Source organism: Pseudomonas sp. URMO17WK12:I11, from assembly GCF_007677725.1.
Classification (GTDB): Bacteria; Pseudomonadota; Gammaproteobacteria; order Pseudomonadales; family Pseudomonadaceae; genus Aquipseudomonas.
In genome coordinates, this window is record NZ_VEDF01000014.1 from 1 (window position 1) to 20,159 (window position 20,159).

A 20,159-nucleotide genomic window follows, 5' to 3' on the forward strand; every position below is an offset into this window, starting at 1 on the left:
CGGGCTGCGCCATTCTCCCGGTGACTGATTCGGCCTGGCGGCCGGCTTCGCTAACATAACGTGCGTCACATTATGCGCACATTCGTATTTCCCACACGATACCCACCCAGGGTACATTTCAAGCTCTGGAGCTCACCAAGACGTTCCACTGCCAATCCAACCAAGGACGTCCCCGGTCATGTCCCACCATCCATCCGCCGACCAGATCGTCGATCTCTATGATCGCCACGCGTCCATCTGGAACAAACTACGCGCCAATCACTTCATCGATAGCAAATGGATCGAGCGCCTCGCTTCGCTGCTCGCGCCGTCGGCAAATGTGCTTGATCTGGGCTGCGGCTCTGGCCAACCGGTCGCGCGTTATCTGATCGAAACCGGCGCGTCTGTCGTGGGTGTGGATTCATCTAGGCAGATGATCGCATTGTGCAGCGGGCAATTTCCTGCGCAGGAATGGATTCACGCAGACATGCGCACGCTAGCGCTCAATCGCCAGTTCGACGCGATTCTGGCTTGGGACAGCTTTTTCCACCTCAAGCCCGATGATCAACGCCAGATGTTCCCGATTTTCCGCCGCCATGCTTCGCCGAATGCGTTGCTGATGTTCACAAGTGGTCCCTCGTATGGCGAGGCCTTGGGCACATTCCAGGGCGAGACGTTGTATCACGCGAGCCTGGATCCCCGAGAATACGCTGCGCAACTGCATGACCATGGATTCGAACTGCTGGAACATGTCGTAGAAGACGCGGACTGTGGCGGTCATACCGTCTGGCTCGGGCGGCGCCTACCCTAGCCTTATATGCATTTAAGTAATAACTATGCTAAATATTCATTTAGTTGAGTTATTAGAATGCTTCTTCTAATCCGCATCTGCCCCGTCCGTCGCCAAGCCATCTTCCGAAAGAGTACAAATGTTCTCACGCCCGCAATTGCGGCATAAGCTGTATAAATTAACAGTATCAAAAGCATTTTAGTCTCTGTCTGGTTCTGCCAGGCGGCCTGCGCTCGTCAAGCACCTCCGTTCCCCCAGGAGCCCACTATGTCGCTGAAAGCCCCTTTTGCCGTGGTCCTGCGCACCTTGCGCGGCGTGCGCAATATTTCCCAGCGCGATTTCGGCGATACCAGTCGCACGTTCCTTTCCAAACTCGAGGGCGCTCGCGCGAGTATCACGCTGGACAAGCTTGAACAGGTCAGCCAGAGGCTGGATCTAAGTCCCCTGACGCTGCTGACCCTCACCCTCCAGGAGCAGACAGGTAAAACTGCAGCACGGCTCATCGAGGAGCTACTGAGGGAAATAGAATGTCTCGGGGCTGATGGACGCGCCTCTGAGCCAGTGACCCTGCTAGCTCAGCGCCGTCAAATCGATCAGGTCGGGCAGCTGCCCCCGCCTCATGGATAACTGCCCTTCACCTGATACCGCTGGTCGGTGTCGCAGTGCTCGCAATGGATCATGCTCACAGTGCCGGTACTCAGACACAGTGAGAGGTCAACGGCATGGCCACTCACACTCCTGTACCTGGCCCACCTCAGGGTGGGCCTTTTTTCACGAAGCTGAGGACGCTGAGATGAATAGACAACTGCAAATGGGTGGCGGCAGCGTGCAGGATGACTGGCCTGAGCTTGATCGGGACCAACGCAATGACAGGGCCGACGACCCGGACGCCGACCCGAATGTAGCGGATGATGATGAAAATCGCCCTGGGGTGCCTGCCAGCGACCCGGAATCCGGCGCTTGAGTGTCAGCTTGTCAGCGTTGAATCAGTGACGGTCTGGCTGGGTTTGCTGCCGGATAATCGCCAACTTACCGCGGTTATACCGTAGCGCTCAGCCATGGGCCTGCTCACCTTTCTGATTTTCTCCCGGCCGAACTTGGGAATGATGCCAATACCTGCATCACAACTCGCCCAGTGCCAGGCTTCTGCGTTATCGATTTTCTCCAGGCGAATGATGAAACTACGCGGCTGGCCATGCAGCAGGTAATCGATAATGTACAGCTGGGGACTAGGCATCACGCAGCCCTCCTCTTCTCCATGGATGACTTGAAGATTGAGTGACGCGACTGCGCAAAGATTCAATAAAATTGTCGAACAATTCGAATGAATGGCTGAATGTGCGCTGACGATACCCAACTGGCCCGCCAGAAACGCTGGCGGGCCGTGGAAAAACCGCTACTGCTGTTGCTGGCGCCCTCCTCCATGGCTGTTCTGACCACCCTTGCGGCCTGCTTCGGATGCCCGTTGCCTGTCATTGGCGAAATTGCCGCCCGACGCCTGGCCACCTTTATGACCAGCGCGTGAAGCCCGTTCACGGTCATTGGCAAAATTGCCTGGATTGGTTTCCTTGGTGCCGCCACGTTGCCCGGTCCGTTGTTGATCACCAGCCATGTCGTTTCTCCATTGCGATGCAGATGGGTGGGGCGCATGAAACATTGTCATGCATAGTTTCCGAGCCACCAGCGCACGCGGATGCTCAATCCATTTACCTGGCGCCGACCGGTGGCGCCAAACACCCGCCATGCAAATACTTGTGCCATGGGAGTTGCCTGCACGGAATTTTGGTTCACCTGGCGCTGGCCCTCGCAGCAGAGCCTGCGGCCTGCCTATAATGCGCCATCCAGTGCCCGGCGATGCTTCGAGGGGCGTTCATCAGGTGTGCAAAAGGCATTTCCATGACTTCATCCTCCAAGCAGCCCGCTTCGCCACACGACCCGGCGTTGACGCCGAGCCACCTGGACTTTCCGGTGGTGGGCATCGGCGCCTCTGCCGGTGGCCTCGAAGCTATTCGCACGTTCTTCCAGCAGATGCCCAGCGACTGTGGCATGGCCTTCGTGGTGGTGCTGCATCTCTCGCCAGACCATCAAAGCGTGGCCGATCGTATCATTCAGGAATCGACCCAGATGCCGGTACGTCAGGTGACCGAGCCGGTGCCGATTGAGCGCAACCACGTGTACGTGATATCCCCGGCCAACCGTTTATCCACCAATGACGGCTACTTGCGCGTGACGCCGGCCAACCGCCGCCGTGGCGACCATGTCGCGATCGACCTGTTTTTCCGCGACCTCGCCGAGGTGCACAAGGACCATGCTTTTTGCGTGGTGTTGTCCGGCACCGGCGCCGACGGCGCAGTGGGCTTGTCGCGCATCAAGGAACAGGGCGGCGTGACGCTGGTACAAACACCGGACGACGCTCAGTACGACAGCATGCCACGGGCAGCAATTGAAACGGGCATGGTCGACGTGGTACTGCCCGCCGCCGAGATGCCGCAACGGTTGCTCGAACTTTGGCGTACCGCCCGCCATGTGAAACTGCCCGAGATCGAGGACGAATCCTTGCCGCCGCCCTTGGGCAGCCGCGCAGGCGACCCGCTAGCCGCAGAGCCGCAGCTTGAAGAGATTCTGCTGCAGTTGCGCAGCGCGACCGGCCACGATTTCCAGCATTACAAGCGCGCGACCGTATTGCGACGCATCGAGCGCCGCTTGCACGTCACCGGTCAGACTGATCTAACCGGTTACCTGCGTTACCTGGAACAACACGACGACGAAGCCCCTGCTTTGCTGGACGATCTGCTGATCGGGGTGACCAATTTTTTCCGCGACCGCGAAGCCTTCGAAGGGCTGGAACGTCACGTACTGCCGCAGTTGGTCGCAAGTATTGAAGATGGCAGTGAAATTCGCGCCTGGTCGGCAGGCTGTTCGAGCGGAGAAGAAGCTTACAGCTTGGCCATGCTGCTATCCGAGCAGTTGGCAGTGGAACAGCGTTCGGCCAAAGTTCAAGTCTTCGCCACCGATCTTGATCAGCGCGCGATCAGTGTGGCGCGCACCGGCATGTACACGGAAGCCATCGTCACCGATGTGCCGCCCAGCCGTTTACGCCAGTTTTTCGTCAAGGAAGACCAGCACTACCGGATCCGCAAGGAAATCCGCGAGAAGGTCTTGTTCGCCCGCCACAATCTGCTCGCCGACCCGCCGTTCTCGCAAATCGACCTGGTGGTCTGCCGCAACCTGCTGATCTACCTGGACCGCGAAGTACAGCGTGAAATCCTGCAGATGTTCCACTTCGCGCTGCGCAGTGGTGGGTTCCTGTTCCTGGGCTCATCGGAATCCGCGGATGTTGCCAGCGAACTGTTCGTGCCGGTGGACAAGCGCAACCGTATCTACCGTGCGCGCGACGTCAGTCCGGTCGGGCGCGGCTCCGGGCGGCAATTGCCCGGGGCCAGCGTTGCCAGCGTGACCCAGCACCGACAAGCCCAGGCCAAGCCCAGTCGCAAGCCGTCCTATGCCGAGATGCATCACCGTGCGCTGGCACGGCGCACACCGCCGAGCCTGATCATCGACGGTGACGGCAATATCTTGCACATGAGCGAGGGGATCGGCCACTACCTCACACTGGCAGGCGGCGAGCCGAGCCGCAATCTGATCAACCTGGTACTGCCCAGCCTGCGCCTGGCATTGCGCACTACGCTGTTCCAGGCCCGCCAGGGCACCGAAGCGGTGACCTCGCGGCCGGTCGACTTCGGCGAGGGCGAGCAGTACCAGCAGGTGGAAATTACCGTGCAGCCCTTCAAGGACGAACAGACTACCGGCGAGTGCCTGCTGGTCGTCTTCGACGCCCGTACGCCGGATACCACGCTGCCAATCCCAGGGGTCATTCGGCAAACCGACAGCATGGTGCTGCAGAACCTTGAACGCGAGCTCCAGCGCACGCGGCTGCAACTGCAGGAAATCATCGAACAGTCGGAGATCTCCAGTGAGGAGCTGACTGCCTCCAACGAGGAAATGCAGGCGGTCAACGAAGAGCTCCGCTCGGCCAGCGAAGAATTGGAAACCAGCAAGGAGGAGCTGCAGTCGATCAACGAGGAGCTGCTCACGGTCAACTACGAGCTCAAGAATAAGGTCGAAGAAACCGACAAGGTCAACGACTATCTGAGCAACCTGATCGCCTCCACCGACATCGCCACGGTATTCGTTGACCGCAACCTGCATATCCGCTGGTTCACGCCTCGGGCCACTGACCTGTTCAACATGTTGCCGGTCGATACCGGCCGTTCGCTGCTGGACATCACCCACCGCCTCGACTACCCGGCAATGGCCGACGACGCCCGCGCCGTGGCTCAGGGTGAAACCATCATCGAACGCGAAATTGGCGCCCAGGACGACCATTGGTATCTGGCCCGACTGCTGCCCTACCGTTCAAGTGAACGCAAAATCGATGGCACCGTGTTGACCTTCATCGACATCAGCAAGAACCACGCGGCCGAAGAACGCGTGCGGCTGGGCGAAGAACGCCTGAGCCAACAGCTGGCTGAATCGCGCAGCTCCAGCCATATGAAGGATGAGTTCTTCGCGGTGATGTCACACGAATTGAAGCATCCGCTCAATCTCATTCAACTCAATGCCGAAATCCTGCGCAGGCTGCCTGCGGTGACGACCCTACCTGCTGCCAACAAAGCCGTGGGCGCGATTCGTGATGCGGTGGTGAGTCAGGCCAGGATCATCGATGACCTGCTCGATGTGGCCCGCATCCGCACCGGCAAGCTCAAGTTGAAGATCGAGCCAGTCGACCTTGCAGCGATTCTGCGTAGCGTTCACGCCGTGGTGCTGAGCAATAATCCACCTTGCACGGTCCATCTCGAACTTCCGCTCGACGATCAGGTGCTGCTCATCGACGGCGACAGTACCCGCCTGGAGCAGATCATTTGGAATTTGCTCAACAACGCGCTGAAATTCAGTCCGGCGGGCACCTTGATTCGTTTGGTGCTCAGCCATGATGCCGGCACAGTTCGCCTGCAGGTGATCGACCAGGGCCAGGGGCTCGAACCGAGCAGCCTGCTGCACATCTTCGATCTGTTCGCCCAGGCTATGCCCCATCAACCCCATGCCCGCGACGGACTCGGCATCGGCCTGTCGCTGGTGCGCCAGTTGGTCGAGGCTCACGGTGGAACGGTGACCGCGCATTCGGACGGGTTGGGCCAGGGCTGTACCTTTACCGTGATATTGCCGCTGTCCAACGTCGGTTCGCTGCAAGCCGTGCACGCTCCCGCATTGCCAGATGAAGGACGCCTGCAGGGGCTGCATGTACTGCTGGTCGATGATTCACCCCAGGTACTGAGCGTGATGCAGGAGTTGCTGCAAATGGAAAGCGCGCAGGTATCGGCCTTCAGCGACCCGCGTCAGGCGTTGTCAGCCTGTGCCGATCAGTCATTCGATGTGATCCTCTCCGATATCGGCATGCCCGAAATGGACGGCAATGAGTTGATCAAAGTACTGCGCGCTTTACCGCATCTGCAGCACACCCCCGCCATCGCACTGACGGGCTACGGCGCCAGTGTCGACCAACATCGCTCGCGCCAGGCTGGTTTCGACCGGCATTTGAACAAGCCGGTAGGCTACGATGACCTGATCGAGGCAATCGAGACACTGATTGGTTCCGAGCGCTATTGACCACCGCTAACGATAATTGCAGCTTCGACTCAACTTTTCAGGCAGCCCGGCAGACTAAGCTTCAATAGGAACTGGAATTATCGGGAGACTGCATGAAGTTGGTCAAACCACGCGCCTCGATCATCTGCCATCACGGCAAGAAGCCGGACAGGTGGCTGTGGGTACGTAAACCGGATGCGCCGTGGACATTGCCGGGCGGCAAGATCGAACCCGGCGAAAGCCCCGTTGAAGCAGCGCGCCGCGAGTTACTTGAAGAAACAGGCCTCGAGGCGCAGAGCCTGACCCTGCTCATGCGGCATGAAACGCCGGAGCGTATGCACTTCGTCTTCGAAGCCGAATTCGCCGAGCCGCCCCAACCTGTCCCTCTGCACGAAATAGATGCGCTGCGCTTCGCCCATATCGACAACGTGTCGTCACTCAAACAAGAGATGAAGACGTTGATCGAATCTTTGCTGGCGTGCGACAAGAGCATCGCCTCTTCCCTGCGTTAGCCCCGCCCTTGGCGCTGATCAGGCGCCAAGGCTGCGTGAATCAAGCATGCACGCTCCACTGGCACACACCTGTCTCGATGGCCATCTCGTCAATGGCATGAATCATTCCGCTTGCCAGCGCTTCGCGGGGGCCGAGGATACGCGGATATGCCATCAGGTAACGGGGGATGTCGAGCACCTCATCGCTTCCTTCCGTGCGCTCGGCGACGATCTGCGCGTACAGGCGCAAATCGTAATCCAGGCTCATGGCGTACTCGGCCATGCGCGAATGGTCCACCGACCCATGCAATGTCCAGTGGAAGGGATGAAACAGGAATTTGCTGTGGGCACAGGCCGTTCGGTGCTCACCCGCCAGGAACAGGATATTGCCCATCGATTCCACGGTGCCCAAGTTGTGGGTGTGCACGGGTACCGGCAGGGCGCGCAGAAAGTTATACAGCGTGAAGCCGTAGCTGCACTCCCCGCCCATGGTGGCGATGTTGAGCTGCAGGATTTCTGCCCCTTGTTGCACGACCTTGGAGCAGGTGGCGATGAGGTTGCCGCAGGTCGAGGAGTTGATCGGCCCGGTGAAATGGATGATGTGTCTGGCCATGCGTGCCTCCAGAATTGGCAGGTCCGTTCCAGGAATCCAGGGCGCTGCGACGGGGTCACTGCAGCCCGGCTTTGCTATGCGGTGGAAAAGCCGCAGCACCTAAAGTTCAACTCATCCAGACTGCTGTCGCTTAGGTGGATTGCGCTGAACCCTGACCCCTTCCTGCCTGTCGTTTATTCAGAGTGAAGGACAGAGGACCAAGGTGATGAGGACAGCAGCGTGAGCGATATCCGCATCGGTATATCCGGATGGCGCTATGGCCCCTGGCGCAAGGACTTCTACCCCAAAGGGCTACGCCAGGACAGCGAGTTGGCCTTCGCCTCGCGCGCGGTCAACAGCATCGAGATCAATGGCTCGTTCTACAGCCTGCAAACCCCTGAGCGCTACGTGAGCTGGCGAGACGAGACGCCGGACGACTTCGTCTTCTCGGTCAAGGGGCCGCGCTATATCACCCACGTGCGCAGGCTCAAGGAGATCGACGAAGCGATTGCCAACTTCTTCGCCTCCGGACCGCTGTTGCTCGGCGACAAGCTCGGCCCGTTTCTGTGGCAGTTCCCACCGAACATGAAATTCGATCAGGCGCGCTTCGCTGAATTTTTCGAGCGCTTGCCCAGGGATCGCAAAAGCGCGCGCGACTGTGCCCGGCACTGCGCCGAACGCCTGCAGGGCAACGGCGGTATAGCGATCAAAGGCAACGCCAAGCTGCGCCATGCCGTGGAGATACGCCACGAAAGCTTTATCTGCGAAGACTTCATCAAGTTGCTGCGCAAGCACAACGTTGCCTTGGTGGTGGCCGACAGTGCCGGCAAGTGGCCGCAGTACGAAGATGTCACCGCTGATTTCGTCTACATGCGGCTGCACGGCGATGTCGAACTCTACAGCAGCGGCTACACCGCCCGCGCCCTGCGCCACTGGAAACGACGAATCCAGGCCTGGAGCACTGGCGGACAGGTCGAGGATGCCAAGCTGATCCTCGATGCCGCCCCGCGCCGTCGCAAGTCGCGGGACGTGTATTGCTACTTCGATAACGACCAGAAGGTCCATGCTCCCTATGACGCGCGCAGATTACTGGAGAAACTGCACTTGGATTTCCACCTGCTGACCGAGCCCGGCGTAGTGCCAGAGGTGGCACTGTGAACCCTACCCAGCCCGCTCCGCACGCGATTATCGACAAGGTAACGGCAGTTCGTCAGCTCACTGTGCTGACGATCAACGTGCACAAAGGCTTCACCTTCTTCAATCGCCGCTTCATCCTGCCAGAACTGCGTGAGGCAGTTCGGGCCACGGGTGCTGACCTAGTGTTTCTGCAAGAAGTCCATGGTAGCCACAAGCAGCATGCCATCGCCCATTCAGCCTGGCCTGATACCCCGCAATACGAATTTCTCGCCGACAGCATGTGGCCGCAGTTCGCCTACGGCCGCAACGCGATCTACCCCCATGGCGACCATGGCAACGCGCTCTTGTCCAAATTCCCGATCGCGCGCCACGAAAACCTTGATGTTTCAGTCGAAGGCAACGAACAGCGGGGCTTGTTGCATTGTCAACTGGAGGTACCGGGGCATGCTCAGGTGCACGCGGTGTGCGTGCATCTGGGGCTGCGTGAAGCGCATCGCCAGAGCCAGGTGAAGCTGCTGCTCGAACTGCTCGAGCGCCTGCCTAGCGACGCGCCGGTGATCATTGCCGGCGACTTCAACGATTGGCGCTTGAGAGCTGATGCTGTATTGAGCGAACACCTGGTTGAAGCCTTCGGCGAGCGGTTTGGCAGCCCGGCGCGTAGCTTCCCGGCACGCTGGCCGATGCTGCGCCTGGACCGCATCTATCTACGTAACGCGATGCCGACCAAGGCGCAAGTGTTATCCATGTATCCCTGGTCACACCTGTCGGACCATGCACCACTGGTAGCGGAGATCAACCTGTGAAACGACCCTGGGTAGACGGTAATAACGTCGAGCTGCTGATCAACGGCGAAGAATACTATCCACGGGTATTCGAGGCGATGAGCCAGGCTCGAGCTGAGATTCTGCTGGAAACCTTCATCATCTGGGACGACAAAGTCGGCAAACAACTGCAACAGACGCTGATCGAGGCGGCGCAACGTGGTGTTCGCGTCGAGGTCGCAGTCGACGGCTACGGCACCGGCGACCTGCCCGACGCCTTCGTCGCCGCGATGACCGACGCAGGTGTTAATTTTCACGCGTTCGATCCGCAGCCTCGGTTGATCGGCATGCGCACCAATCTGTTCCGTCGCCTGCACCGCAAGATTGTCGTCATCGATGCCGAGCGGGCCTTCATTGGCGGCATCAACTACAGCGGCGATCACTTGGGCGACTATGGCCCCATGGCCAAACAGGATTACGCTGTCGAGGTCACCGGCCCAGTGGTGGCCCAGGTACATGCCGCCAGCCGCCGGCTGATGTCGCCCGTGCTGGAACCTCCTAGCGAGCTGCGCCCGGTCACCGAACCAACCGGCAACACCACTGCTGTGTTGGTCGAGCGTGACAACCGCATGCACAGCACCGACATCGAGGTGCAGTACCTGGAGGCCCTGCGTTCGGCCAAGCACCGCATCCTCGTTGCCAACGCCTACTTCTTCCCGGGCTATCGGCTGCTGCGCGAATTGCGCAACGCCGCCCGCCGTGGCGTCGAAGTGACGCTGATTCTGCAGGGCCAGCCAGACATGTGGTGGGTGCGGGCCCTGTCGCGCCTGCTTTATAACTACCTACTGCGCGATGGCGTTCGCATTCACGAATACTGCCAGCGCCCGCTGCATGGCAAGGTCGCGCTGGTCGACGATGAATGGTGCACGGTCGGGTCGAGTAACCTGGATCCGCTAAGCCTGTCGCTCAACCTTGAAGCCAACCTGTTCATTCGTGATCGGTCCTTCAATCAACATCTGTACGAGCACCTCAGCTCGCTTTCCAGCGAAAAATGCAAGCCAGTGACGCTGGAGCGGATGATCCGAGGCTATTGGTGGCGCGCGCCGCTGATCTTCGCCTGCTTCCACCTCATCCGGCAGTTCCCCCGTATTGCAGGGTGGTTGCCAGCCCACCGGCAACGCCTGCGCTCCTTGCAGCCAGAGGTTCAGCCCCAGGGCGATCTGAACGAGGGCAATACCTGATGGCGCAGAAATCCTGGCAGGTCTGGGGCAAGCGGTTATTCACCGTGGCGTTCCTCATTCTGATCCCTGTGTTGCTGTACTTCCTGGCCCGCAATCTGGACTGGAACGAGGTACGGGAATCGCTACTGGCGTACAAACCCAGTACGTTGGTCATAGGCTTGCTGTTGGCGATGTGCAGTTACCTGATCTTCGCCAGCTACGACTTGCTGGCAAAGGCCTACACCGGTCACGACTTGCCGGCCAGACAGGTACTGCCGGTCGCCTTCGTGTGCTATGCCTTCAACCTCAACTTCACCACCTGGGTGGGCGGCGTTGCCCTGCGCTATCGACTGTATGGCCGGCTCGGGCTGGACACGTCGACCATCACCCGCATTCTCACCCTGGCACTGCTGACCAACTGGATGGGCTACATGGCGCTGGCCGGCACGGTATTCGCGCTGGGGTTTGTCGACCTCCCAGAGAACTGGGCGGTCGGGGCGACCGGCTTGCGTATGATCGGCGTGCTGCTGCTGGCCATTGCGGTAGGTTATCTACTGGCCTGCGGCCTGGCTAAAAAGCGTACCTGGCGTTGGCGCGAGCACGAGGTCACCCTGCCCTCGCTGCGCCTTGCCTTGTGCCAGGTGGCACTGGGCGCGAGCAACTGGGCAATGATGGCGCTGTTGATCTACTGGCTGCTTCCGAGTGACGTGTTCTATCCCGCGATTCTCGGCATTTTGCTGATCAGTTGCGTGGCCGGTGTGGTTGCGCACATTCCAGCCGGGCTGGGTGTGCTTGAAACCGTGTTCCTGGCGCTGCTGCATGGCCAGGTCAATCAAGGGACCTTGGTCGCCGCGCTGCTAGGCTACCGCACCCTTTACTACCTGATTCCGCTGGTAGCGGCCGTGCTGACATACCTGGTACTGGAGAAGCGGGCCAAGGCCATGCGCCAGCGCGACAATCCTGCTTAGAGCCATAGTCGGGCGGGCGCCCGGGAGGTGGATGATGCGTGTTCCTGTCTTGGCACTGTTACTCGGCAGCCTGGTCAGCGGCGATCTGCTGGCCGCAGCTTGCGACGTCAGGACACGTTCGTCCAGCGAGGCAGTCAAGGCCGTCGAGCGGCACTCCTGTTATAGCTACAGCAAGATGCCGGACGACGCGATCAATTGGTCCTGCAGCAATGAGAGCAAGGACATGCTCAGCACCGAGAAACAGAACGTCGCAGAGTGCCCGGGCCACAGCCTGGGCAGTTGCATCGCGCCGCTGACGCAGGAGGCGCTGGCCAATCCAAAATCCACGGGGCGCACCGAGCCCTCTACCAAGCCTGCCCTGCCCAAGGATGCACGCGTGGTGACCTACTATTACGATGCTCCCAGTCTGGGTCAGGCGCGAAGTGATTGCGAGCGCAGCGAAGGGATCTGGCAAACCCACTGACTCGCGCTGGGGCCGCGCCTTGACGGGCGCGGCCCCAGCGAGCGGCTCAGGGCGAAATCGGGTCGCTGGCGGGGAAAGTTTCATCCAGCGCATTGTCGACGCTGGTTTCGTTCGGCTGCACCGCGCCTGCGCAATCGCAGTCAGGCATGCGGCAGTGTTCACCGTTGCGATGGCCACTGGCGCAGGCCTCGCAGCAGTAGGCTTTGGTGCCCTGCTGCGCGGCATTGGCATCGATCGTACAACTGCAATGGTTACATGCGCATCGTAATTCGCTCATTGGATTTTTCCCTCTTCTTCGTCGATGACGTCATCAGTCCAGGGTTCACCGTCCAATGGCGCTGAACGGGCGAGTTCGGCTTCATCCAGGCCAAAACCGCCGCCGATTTCTTCGGCATCGACCTCGCGCAGGTCCAGGTCAGCCGGGCCGCCGTTACCGCCTGGCTCATGGGGATCACGCGCGCCGGTTTCATCCAGCAGGGTTTCCGGGCTCAGGTCGTCGTAGGTCACATTGTCTTCATGCACGCACTCGGTCAGCGCTTCGCCGCCGGTCATGCCACTTTCGGCCACGCGGCTGGCGGGAAATTCGTCTTCGACTTCCTGGGCCGGTCGCTCGTCTCCTACTCGGCCTCGGCGTTCATCGTTGCGCTCGCTGAAGTCAAGTTCGTGCACGCTGCCCATGCGGTCTTCGGTGGTGTCGATTTCCGTGGGGGTATAGGGCTTCGGTTCGTCTGGTCGAGACATCTCGGCTCTCCGTCTGTGGGATTACCCAATGATCGACTCCGGCAAGCCACGGATGATTCAGAGTTTTTTTGAACTACCGGGCGATTGGCCACCTCCCAACCATAGACAGTGGATCATGCGGAGCCAGCGATGGCCAAGTCCCTCGAGGAGTACGAGCGCAAGCGCGATTTCAACGCCACCCCCGAGCCCAGCGGCGCAGGTGGCAAGGCCCGTCGCGCCCATGCCCTGCAGTTCTGCATCCAGAAGCATGATGCCAGTCATCTGCACTACGACTTCCGCCTGGAGCTCGATGGCACCCTAAAGAGCTGGGCGATTCCCAAGGGGCCGTCGCTCGATCCCAAGGTGCGTCGGCTGGCCGTGCACGTTGAGGACCACCCCCTCGATTACGCGGATTTCGAAGGCCACATACCCGAAGGCCACTACGGCGCCGGCGATGTGATCGTCTGGGACCGCGGTGTATGGGAGCCAGAAGGCGACGCCAAACAGGGCTATGCCAAAGGAAAACTGCGCTTTCGCCTGCAAGGGGAAAAGCTCAACGGCGTGTGGAACCTGTTTCGCACCCACCTGGCCGGCAAGAAAGAACAATGGATGCTAGTCAAGTCCAACGACGGGCAAGCGCGCAGCGAAGCTGAGTACAGCATCGTTGAAGCGTTGCCGGACAGCGTGCTCAGTGACCGTACGCTAATGCCCAAGCGCAAGCAGCCAGTTGCCTCCGCCAAGCCGGCCAAAGCCCCGCGCAAGCGCACTAAGGCCGGCGTCAAAGCTCAGCTGCCGGATGAGCTGCACCCGCAGCTGGCAACGCTGGTGGACTCCCCACCCGAGGGCGATTGGCGATATGAGGTGAAGTTCGACGGCTACCGGATCATGGCGCGCATCGAAGGCGATGATGTACGCCTGTTCACCCGCAACGGCCATGACTGGAGCGCCAAGATGCCCGGTCAAGTCGCGGCGCTGCGCGCCCTAGGCGTCGACTCCGCATGGCTGGACGGCGAAATGGTGGTCAACGATGAAGACGGCAAGGCCGACTTCCAGGCGTTGCAGAACGCTTTCGATACCGAGCGTGACGAGCAGATTCGCTACTACCTGTTCGACCTGCCGTTTCTCGGTGGCCACGACCTTCGCCAACTGCCACTGCAGGATCGCCGCCAAGCGCTGCGTCAGCTACTCAAGCGAAGCGAGTCTGACACCTTGCTGTTCTCCGAGGATTTTGACCAGCCCGTGGAATCCCTGCTCGACAGCGCCTGCCGGCTGGACCTCGAAGGTTTGATCGGCAAGCGCGTCGATAGCCCGTATGTCGGCCGGCGCAGCGCCGACTGGGTCAAGCTGAAGTGCAAGAAGCGCCAGGAATTCGTGATCGTCGGATTCACCGACCCCAAAGGCAGCCGCTCCGGTTTCGGGGCCCTGTTGCTAGCCCTGCACGACGATGACAGTGGCGAGCTGCGCTACGCCGGCAAGGTCGGCACAGGCTTCAGCGCCACCACATTGCACAGCATTCATGCGCGGCTCAAGCCTCTTGAGGTCGACAAGCCTGCCCTGGCAAAGCCGCCTACCGGCGCCGAAGCCCGTGGCGTGCACTGGCTCAAGCCGCACCTGCTGGCCGAGGTTGCCTATGCACAGATGACGCGCGACGGTGTCGTGCGGCACTCGGTATTTCACGGGTTGCGCGATGACAAACCGGCCACCGCCATCGACCTGGAGCGTGCCATGCCCGCCAAGACCGTGCCCAAACACCAGCGTGCCGCCGTGCCGGACGACTTGGGCGAATTGCGCCTGACCCATCCTGATCGCGTCATCGATGCCAGCATCGGTGCCGATAAGCGACAGATCGCCGAGTACTACGCTGATGTCAGCCAGTGGATCCTGCCGCAGCTCAAAGACCGCCCGGTTGCACTGGTACGCGCACCGGATGGCTTAGGGGGCGAGCTGTTCTTTCAGAAAAACGCCGGTCAATTGCATATTGCCAATGTGCTGACGTACGACAAGGCCACCGCCGGCCAGGCCGCGATGGTCATCAATCGGCCAGACACCCTGCTGGGCGCGGTGCAGATGAACATGCTGGAAATGCATACCTGGAACGCCACCGACAAAGACTTTGAGAAGCCTGATCGTTTTGTGCTCGATCTGGACCCGGATCCTGCGCTGCCCTGGAAAGCCATGTTGGAGGCGACTCAGCTGACCCTGACCCTGCTTGATGAGCTGGGCCTCAAGGTATTCCTCAAAATCAGCGGCGGCAAAGGCCTGCATCTGGTCGTGCCGCTGACGCGCCGCGCCGGCTGGGATGAGGTCAAGGACTTCAGCCACGCGATCGTCAATTACCTGGCCAAGCTGTTCCCAGATCGCCTAAGTGCGGTGTCTGGCCCGAAAAACCGCGTGGGCAAGATCTTCATCGACTACCTGCGCAACGGTAAAGGCGCTACCACGGTATGCGCCTACTCCCTGCGCGCACGTGAAGGCCTGGCTGTGTCGGTACCGATCTGGCGTGAGGAACTGACCCAGCTCAAAGGCGCCAACCAATGGCACATCGGCAATGTCCGCGAGCGCTTGGCCGAGGCCGACGACCCGTGGGCCGAGATGAGTAAAGTGCGCCAAAGCATCACCGCGGGTATGCGCAAGAAAATGGGGCTGGCATGAGCATCGACACCCTTCACGACCTGGACGCTTTAACGCAGCTGCTGCGAAGCTTTGCCGAGCGCCGGCAAGCACTGAGCGTAGATCCCGATCTGGCCCAGCTCATACGCGCACTGCAGGCCGGCCACTTCGATCGGCTTCCACTGCCCGGCCGGGGCGATACCTTGGCGCGCTGGCAGTTCCTGGCTAAGGTGGCCGGCTGTGATCTGGCGCTGGCCAAGCTTTACGAGGGCCACACCGACGCTTTGGCCATCCTGGCCGAATGTGCTGCGCCGCATCTGTCGGGTGACGGCATCTGGGGCGTGTGGGCTGCTGAGCCGCCGACGGCTCGGGCGCGTATCGTTGCCCGCGAAGGCGACAAGGTATGGCTTGCCGGCAGCAAGGCGTGGTGTTCAGGTGCCCTGCAGATCGACAACGCCTTGATTACCGCTTGGGCAGACGACGATCAGCCACAGCTTGTCGCCATCGCGCTGTCGCATGCCAATCAAGGCCTGGATGTCGACAACTGGCAAGCCGTGGGCATGGCGACCACCGCCAGCATTGAACTGACCTTCAATGATGCGCCGGGCATTGCCGTCGGCAGGCCTGGACAGTACCTGTCCCGCCCCGGCTTCTGGCAAGGGGGCGCTGGTATCGCCGCGTGTTGGTACGGCGCTGCTCAGGCACTTGCTGAGCACCTTCGCGCCCAGTGTCGCCGCCCCCACGCCGATCCTCACGCGTTGGCACATCTGGGCACGGTCGACACAGCGCTGAATGCGGCGCGCACAACCTTGCGCGAATGCGCGACATGGATCGACCAGCACCCCGACCTGGACGCCAGCCTGCCCGTGCGCCGAGTGCGTGCCCAGGTCGAACAGGCCGTTGAGCTGGTGATTCGCCACGTCGGCCGGGCTTTGGGCGCCACGCCGTTCTGCCGCGACAGTCACTTCGCCAGGCTCATGGCCGACCTTCCCGTATTCGTGCGCCAAAGCCATGCCGAGCGAGACCTCGCCGCGCTGGGCCAGCAGGTGACCGAGCAGCCCGCAGGAGCATGGCAGCTATGAGCGAAAATCTGATTCAAGCCAGCGCTGGCGTGCCCTGGTCGGCGTGGCAGCACTCTGCGCACCTGGCCCGCGCCAGCTGGATGCCTCCTGAGCAGCTGTGCCCGCCGGGCCGCCGCCTGGTGCTGATCGCGCCGCACCCGGACGACGAAATTCTCATGGCAGGCGGACTGTTGACGCAATTTCGCGGCCGCGAACACGAACTGCTAATCATCTCTGCCACCGATGGCGAAGGCAGCCACCCGGACTCGACCCACTGGACTGAGCATCGCTTGCGCAGGCAGCGCCCACTGGAAAGCCGTCAGGCGCTGACGCAGCTGGATCTGGATCTCAACAACCTCGATTGGCGCCGGCTCAATCTCAAAGATGGCAGCCTGCCGCGCGAAGAAGCGTTTCTGGTCAACCACCTGACCCAGGCCTTGCGCCCTGATGATGTGCTCATGGCCACCTGGCGGGGTGACGGCCATTGTGACCATGAGGCCGTTGGCCGTGCTGCGGCGCAGGCTGCCTTGGCACGCAAGGCGCAATTGGTCGAGGTCCCGGTGTGGGCCTGGCACTGGGCCCAGCCGGATGACCCGCGCCTGCCCTGGCCGCGTGCGCACCGCCTGACACTGGACGAGGCCAACCTGGCGCGCAAGCGCAAGGCACTGACCGCCCACGTCAGCCAGCTGGAACCTGATGGTCCTCGTGCCCCGGTATTGCCCGCCACGCTGCTGGACTGCCTGTTACAACCTTTTGAACTGGTGTTCTTGTGAACGGAGTAGTCATGAGCCTCGATGCCCAGTATTTTGCCGACCTGTATGCCACGACCGAAGATCCGTGGGCATTTCGCACCCGCTGGTACGAAAAGCGCAAGCGCGACCTGGTGATGGCCAGCCTGCCCCGCCAATGCTACCAACGGGTTTTCGAGCCGGCGTGTGCCAACGGCGAGTTGAGCGCACAGCTGGCCGAGCGCTGCGCCGAGCTGCTGTGCCAGGACCTGGACCCCACTGCTGTCACCCTGACGCGTGCACGCTTGGCCGAGGTCAGTAACGCATCGGTCGAACAGGCCCGGCTGCCGGGTGATTGGCCAGGCGGCCAGTTCGATCTGATCGTGCTGAGCGAGGTGGGCTATTATCTCGATCCAACCGACTGGCTGCAGGTCATCGAACAATCGGTTGCCAGTCTGGCTTACGACGGCGGGCTACTGGCCTGTCACTGGAAGCACCCGATTGCCGGATGCCCTCAGGATGGGCGCGAGGTGCATCAGATGCTGGCCAAGCACCTGCCGCTTTATTCGGTATTCCGCCACGATGAGGCCGACTTCATACTCGAGTACTGGTCGTGCCAGCCTAGCGTGGTCGACCTCGACGAGACATGCTCATGATCGGCGTGGTGATTCCCGCCCATAACGAAGCCCGGCGCTTGGGGCGCTGTCTCAAGGCCATGGCCGCAGCGGCCGCCTTGGCCGAGCAGGCCGGCCAGGCTGTGGCTGTGCTGGTGGTGCTGGACCGCTGTGTCGACGGCAGTGCCCAGGTATGCGCGCGTCATGGGGTCGAGACCATTGCAGTAGAGGCTGGCAGTGTCGGCATGGCACGGCGCATAGGTGCGCAAGTCATGCTCGAGCGCGGGGCACAATGGATCGCTTGCACCGACGCCGATAGCCAGGTGCCTGCGCATTGGCTGTTATCGCAGCTCGCCTGCACGGCAGATGTGGTATGCGGCACGGTGCATGTTGCCCGCTGGCAGCCGTGGCAACGGGGTGCATTGCGCCAGCTCTACTTGAGCCGCTACGAGGCCCGGGAGGGGCACCGGCACATTCACGGCGCCAACCTCGGGATTTGTGCACGCGCCTATGCGCGCGTGGGTGGGTTTCAGCCCCTCGCGGCGCATGAAGACGTGCAATTGGTGCGTGATCTGGAAGCGGACGGTGCGCACATTGTTTGGACCGCCAAGCACAGCGTCGCGACTAGCAGCAGAATCGACAGCCGGGCACGAGAAGGCTTCGGTGATTACCTGGCTAGCCTCGCCTAACGGCCCAGTGGCCTGACAAGGCACCACGTGTCGATGCCTTGTCAGGTTGCGCCAACCTTCAGGACGCTTTGCGAGGACGCTTGGTGGTCTTCTTCTCGGCGGCGGGCTTCTTCTCGGCGGCCGATTTTTTCGGCGCTTTGCCACCCAGGCTGCGCTTGAGCAGTTCGGTAAGGTCAATGATATCGGCGCTTTTCTCTGCAGCGCCGCCTTCGCCTTTCTCCACAACCGCAATCTTGCCTTTGCTGGCCTTTTCTTCGACCAGGTCCATGATCGTCTGGCGAAACGCGTCGTGGTATTCGTCAGGCTCCCAGGGGCCGCTCATGTCCTCTACCAGGCGCTTGGCCATTTGCAGTTCGCGCTTGTCAAGCTTGGTGTCGGTGACGCTCTTGTCCAACTCGAGCGTATCCAGTCCACGCACTTCCTCCGGCCAGCGCAAGGTGATCATCACCAGCGCCTCATCCAGCGGCCGGATCAGCGCCAGGTGCTGGCGGGTGTGCAGCACCACCGTCGCCAACGCCACCTTGCCGGTACCCTCGAGGGTTTCGCGCAGCAACGCATAGACCTTGCCGCCGCGCTTGTCAGGGCTCAGGTAGTACGGCGTGTCAAAATGCTGGAGAGGAATCTCCGAAGCCTCGACGAAGGAAAATATGTCGATGGTCTGCGTCGCATCAGGGCGGGCCTTGCGGATTTCTTCTTCGCTGATGACCACGTAACGACCTTTCTCGTACTCCACCCCCTTGACGATGTTCTCCTTGTCGATTTCCTTGCCGGTGACCTTATTGATTCGCTTGTAGCCCACCGGGTCCATGCTGCGCTTGTCCAGCCAGTCGAAGTCGACCCGCTCGGTGCGCACCGCGGTATTAAGTGAAACGGGGATGTGCACCAGGCCGAAGCTGATTGCACCCTTCCAGATAGCCCTGGCCATGAGCAGCTCCTATGGTTGAACAGGCTTGCAGTGTCGCGGGCCCATGACTCAACTGACCCCTTGGTGCCGCCAAGGTTTACTTCAACATGCCGTGCGGCGCGTTCAGCGCAGTGGGTTGCAAAGCACCTGCTTTAAGGCTTGCCCGGCGAGGTGAACCTGCTGCGCCCAATCGCCTGCGGCATCGCTGCCTGCGTCGTCGGAGATGTACTTCAGGCACAACAACGGTATGCGCTCCTGGCAGGCAATTAGGGCCAGCACATAGGCCTCCATGTCCACTACATCGTAAGGCGCTTCAACATGCCCGGTCTCGAAACTGTCACCGCTGCCACAGACGCCAAGTGCAAGTCCTGGATGAACGAGGCCATGTTCAAGCACAACCGGGACATCGGCCAGCGGCGTTTCATAACGCGCAAAGCCCAACGGCGTGACGTCCATGTCACGCTGCACGAAGCGGTTGCAGCAGATTAACTGTCCCTTGGCGTGACGCTGACTACCTGCCGAGCCAAGGTTGACGATCAACCGCGGACGCTGGCGCTGAATCGCCTGGGTCAAGGCGATGGCAGCGTTGACCTTGCCGATGCCGGTGAACAGCACGTTGCACCCTGTGAAAAAGTCGCCCGCCTCCGCCTCGAGGGCGAACACGAATAGAGTGTCGGCGAGCGATACATCGTGAAGTACGGCAGGAAACGTCATCGGGCAATCCATACGGCTGGGAAATACCCGCCATTGTCGGGCAAAGCCCGCTCAATGCAAGTCGATGCGGCA

General features: G+C 61.0%; 22 protein-coding genes. 15 read left to right on the forward strand and 7 right to left on the reverse strand.

Features of this window, described 5'->3' with window-relative positions:
* Window positions 1-178: 178 nt before the first annotated feature.
* The 3 genes from FS665_RS20730 to FS665_RS23450 all read left to right on the forward strand — a co-directional run bounded on the left by FS665_RS20730 (window position 179) and on the right by FS665_RS23450 (window position 1,733).
* On the forward strand, window positions 179-790 hold the full coding sequence (locus FS665_RS20730) for a trans-aconitate 2-methyltransferase (protein ID WP_145192818.1): 612 nt from the start codon (window positions 179-181) through the stop codon (window positions 788-790).
* A 246-nt stretch (window positions 791-1,036) separates the two neighbouring features.
* On the forward strand, window positions 1,037-1,396 hold the full coding sequence (locus FS665_RS20735) for a helix-turn-helix domain-containing protein (RefSeq protein WP_256675120.1): 360 nt from the start codon (window positions 1,037-1,039) through the stop codon (window positions 1,394-1,396).
* A 166-nt stretch (window positions 1,397-1,562) separates the two neighbouring features.
* Window positions 1,563-1,733, forward strand: a complete 171-nt coding sequence (locus tag FS665_RS23450; protein WP_178108384.1) for a hypothetical protein — start codon at window positions 1,563-1,565, stop codon at window positions 1,731-1,733.
* Between the two features lie 3 nt (window positions 1,734-1,736).
* Here the strand turns inward: FS665_RS23450 and FS665_RS20740 are convergent, their stop codons facing one another.
* Entirely contained in the window at window positions 1,737-2,006 is a 270-nt protein-coding gene (locus FS665_RS20740; RefSeq protein WP_145193028.1) for a DUF6555 family protein, read from the reverse strand.
* A gap of 159 nt (window positions 2,007-2,165) precedes the next feature.
* Window positions 2,166-2,381, reverse strand: a complete 216-nt coding sequence (locus tag FS665_RS20745; RefSeq protein ID WP_145192820.1) for a general stress protein — start codon at window positions 2,379-2,381, stop codon at window positions 2,166-2,168.
* A 284-nt stretch (window positions 2,382-2,665) separates the two neighbouring features.
* On the opposite strand from FS665_RS20745, the gene FS665_RS20750 reads away from it, so the two are divergent.
* The gene (locus FS665_RS20750) at window positions 2,666-6,436 is read left to right on the forward strand and encodes a CheR family methyltransferase (RefSeq protein ID WP_145192823.1); all 3,771 of its coding nucleotides are present in this window, start codon (window positions 2,666-2,668) and stop codon (window positions 6,434-6,436) included.
* Window positions 6,437-6,528: 92 nt separating this feature from the next.
* Entirely contained in the window at window positions 6,529-6,927 is a 399-nt protein-coding gene (locus FS665_RS20755; protein WP_145192825.1) for an NUDIX hydrolase, read from the forward strand.
* A gap of 40 nt (window positions 6,928-6,967) precedes the next feature.
* Here the strand turns inward: FS665_RS20755 and FS665_RS20760 are convergent, their stop codons facing one another.
* Window positions 6,968-7,519, reverse strand: coding sequence for an ATP-dependent Clp protease proteolytic subunit (locus tag FS665_RS20760; protein WP_145192827.1), 552 nt, complete (start codon window positions 7,517-7,519; stop codon window positions 6,968-6,970).
* A 219-nt stretch (window positions 7,520-7,738) separates the two neighbouring features.
* Here FS665_RS20760 and FS665_RS20765 point away from each other — a divergent pair, with 219 nt between their 5' ends.
* The 5 genes from FS665_RS20765 to FS665_RS20785 are packed head-to-tail and all read left to right on the forward strand — an operon-like array spanning window position 7,739 to window position 12,047.
* Window positions 7,739-8,656: a DUF72 domain-containing protein gene (locus FS665_RS20765; protein WP_145192829.1), complete on the forward strand. Its 918-nt coding sequence runs from the start codon at window positions 7,739-7,741 to the stop codon at window positions 8,654-8,656.
* Window positions 8,653-9,438, forward strand: coding sequence for an endonuclease/exonuclease/phosphatase family protein (locus tag FS665_RS20770; protein ID WP_145192831.1), 786 nt, complete (start codon window positions 8,653-8,655; stop codon window positions 9,436-9,438). The genes FS665_RS20765 and FS665_RS20770 overlap by 4 nt, the downstream gene beginning before the upstream one ends.
* Window positions 9,435-10,637 (forward strand): cardiolipin synthase ClsB, encoded by a 1,203-nt coding sequence (clsB, locus tag FS665_RS20775; protein WP_145192833.1) that lies wholly within the window; start codon window positions 9,435-9,437, stop codon window positions 10,635-10,637. Before FS665_RS20770 ends, clsB begins: the two co-directional genes overlap by 4 nt.
* Entirely contained in the window at window positions 10,637-11,584 is a 948-nt protein-coding gene (locus FS665_RS20780) for a lysylphosphatidylglycerol synthase domain-containing protein (protein ID WP_145192835.1), read from the forward strand. The genes clsB and FS665_RS20780 overlap by 1 nt, the downstream gene beginning before the upstream one ends.
* 34 nt (window positions 11,585-11,618) lie before the next feature.
* Window positions 11,619-12,047 carry a hypothetical protein gene (locus FS665_RS20785; protein WP_145192837.1) on the forward strand — a complete coding sequence of 143 codons (429 nt, stop codon included), beginning with the start codon at window positions 11,619-11,621 and terminating at the stop codon, window positions 12,045-12,047.
* A 46-nt stretch (window positions 12,048-12,093) separates the two neighbouring features.
* On the opposite strand, the gene FS665_RS20790 is transcribed toward FS665_RS20785, so the two are convergent.
* Window positions 12,094-12,324: a metallothionein gene (locus FS665_RS20790; RefSeq protein WP_145192839.1), complete on the reverse strand. Its 231-nt coding sequence runs from the start codon at window positions 12,322-12,324 to the stop codon at window positions 12,094-12,096.
* Window positions 12,321-12,788 (reverse strand): phosphotransferase system, HPr-related protein, encoded by a 468-nt coding sequence (locus tag FS665_RS20795; protein ID WP_145192841.1) that lies wholly within the window; start codon window positions 12,786-12,788, stop codon window positions 12,321-12,323. Before FS665_RS20795 ends, FS665_RS20790 begins: the two co-directional genes overlap by 4 nt.
* Window positions 12,789-12,917: 129 nt before the next feature.
* Here FS665_RS20795 and ligD point away from each other — a divergent pair, with 129 nt between their 5' ends.
* The 5 genes from ligD to FS665_RS20820 are packed head-to-tail and all read left to right on the forward strand — an operon-like array spanning window position 12,918 to window position 18,469.
* A complete protein-coding gene (gene ligD / locus FS665_RS20800; protein WP_145192843.1) occupies window positions 12,918-15,419 on the forward strand; it encodes a DNA ligase D in 2,502 nt (833 codons plus the stop codon).
* Window positions 15,416-16,459 (forward strand): acyl-CoA dehydrogenase family protein, encoded by a 1,044-nt coding sequence (locus FS665_RS20805; protein WP_145192846.1) that lies wholly within the window; start codon window positions 15,416-15,418, stop codon window positions 16,457-16,459. Before ligD ends, FS665_RS20805 begins: the two co-directional genes overlap by 4 nt.
* Window positions 16,456-17,211 carry a PIG-L deacetylase family protein gene (locus FS665_RS20810; RefSeq protein WP_145192848.1) on the forward strand — a complete coding sequence of 252 codons (756 nt, stop codon included), beginning with the start codon at window positions 16,456-16,458 and terminating at the stop codon, window positions 17,209-17,211. Before FS665_RS20805 ends, FS665_RS20810 begins: the two co-directional genes overlap by 4 nt.
* 11 nt (window positions 17,212-17,222) lie before the next feature.
* Complete coding sequence (locus tag FS665_RS20815) at window positions 17,223-17,822, forward strand: bifunctional 2-polyprenyl-6-hydroxyphenol methylase/3-demethylubiquinol 3-O-methyltransferase UbiG (RefSeq protein WP_145192850.1); 600 nt, start codon at window positions 17,223-17,225, stop codon at window positions 17,820-17,822.
* Window positions 17,819-18,469 (forward strand): glycosyltransferase family 2 protein, encoded by a 651-nt coding sequence (locus tag FS665_RS20820; protein WP_145193029.1) that lies wholly within the window; start codon window positions 17,819-17,821, stop codon window positions 18,467-18,469. Before FS665_RS20815 ends, FS665_RS20820 begins: the two co-directional genes overlap by 4 nt.
* A 58-nt stretch (window positions 18,470-18,527) precedes the next feature.
* On the opposite strand, the gene FS665_RS20825 is transcribed toward FS665_RS20820, so the two are convergent.
* Complete coding sequence (locus FS665_RS20825; protein WP_145192852.1) at window positions 18,528-19,394, reverse strand: Ku protein; 867 nt, start codon at window positions 19,392-19,394, stop codon at window positions 18,528-18,530.
* A 102-nt stretch (window positions 19,395-19,496) separates the two neighbouring features.
* Window positions 19,497-20,087, reverse strand: coding sequence for a nucleosidase (locus FS665_RS20830; RefSeq protein ID WP_145192855.1), 591 nt, complete (start codon window positions 20,085-20,087; stop codon window positions 19,497-19,499).
* Window positions 20,088-20,159 lie beyond the last annotated feature (72 nt).

Coding starts and splice junctions, on each gene's coding strand:
- FS665_RS20730 (WP_145192818.1), top strand. CDS start 179: ATGTCCCACCATCCATCCGCCGACCAGATCGTCGATCTCTATGATCGC.
- FS665_RS20735 (WP_256675120.1), top strand. CDS start 1,037: ATGTCGCTGAAAGCCCCTTTTGCCGTGGTCCTGCGCACCTTGCGCGGC.
- FS665_RS23450 (WP_178108384.1), top strand. CDS start 1,563: ATGAATAGACAACTGCAAATGGGTGGCGGCAGCGTGCAGGATGACTGG.
- FS665_RS20740 (WP_145193028.1), bottom strand. CDS start 2,006: ATGCCTAGTCCCCAGCTGTACATTATCGATTACCTGCTGCATGGCCAG.
- FS665_RS20745 (WP_145192820.1), bottom strand. CDS start 2,381: ATGGCTGGTGATCAACAACGGACCGGGCAACGTGGCGGCACCAAGGAA.
- FS665_RS20750 (WP_145192823.1), top strand. CDS start 2,666: ATGACTTCATCCTCCAAGCAGCCCGCTTCGCCACACGACCCGGCGTTG.
- FS665_RS20755 (WP_145192825.1), top strand. CDS start 6,529: ATGAAGTTGGTCAAACCACGCGCCTCGATCATCTGCCATCACGGCAAG.
- FS665_RS20760 (WP_145192827.1), bottom strand. CDS start 7,519: ATGGCCAGACACATCATCCATTTCACCGGGCCGATCAACTCCTCGACC.
- FS665_RS20780 (WP_145192835.1), top strand. CDS start 10,637: ATGGCGCAGAAATCCTGGCAGGTCTGGGGCAAGCGGTTATTCACCGTG.
- FS665_RS20785 (WP_145192837.1), top strand. CDS start 11,619: ATGCGTGTTCCTGTCTTGGCACTGTTACTCGGCAGCCTGGTCAGCGGC.
- FS665_RS20790 (WP_145192839.1), bottom strand. CDS start 12,324: ATGAGCGAATTACGATGCGCATGTAACCATTGCAGTTGTACGATCGAT.
- FS665_RS20795 (WP_145192841.1), bottom strand. CDS start 12,788: ATGTCTCGACCAGACGAACCGAAGCCCTATACCCCCACGGAAATCGAC.
- ligD (WP_145192843.1), top strand. CDS start 12,918: ATGGCCAAGTCCCTCGAGGAGTACGAGCGCAAGCGCGATTTCAACGCC.
- FS665_RS20805 (WP_145192846.1), top strand. CDS start 15,416: ATGAGCATCGACACCCTTCACGACCTGGACGCTTTAACGCAGCTGCTG.
- FS665_RS20810 (WP_145192848.1), top strand. CDS start 16,456: ATGAGCGAAAATCTGATTCAAGCCAGCGCTGGCGTGCCCTGGTCGGCG.
- FS665_RS20815 (WP_145192850.1), top strand. CDS start 17,223: ATGAGCCTCGATGCCCAGTATTTTGCCGACCTGTATGCCACGACCGAA.
- FS665_RS20820 (WP_145193029.1), top strand. CDS start 17,819: ATGATCGGCGTGGTGATTCCCGCCCATAACGAAGCCCGGCGCTTGGGG.
- FS665_RS20825 (WP_145192852.1), bottom strand. CDS start 19,394: ATGGCCAGGGCTATCTGGAAGGGTGCAATCAGCTTCGGCCTGGTGCAC.
- FS665_RS20830 (WP_145192855.1), bottom strand. CDS start 20,087: ATGACGTTTCCTGCCGTACTTCACGATGTATCGCTCGCCGACACTCTA.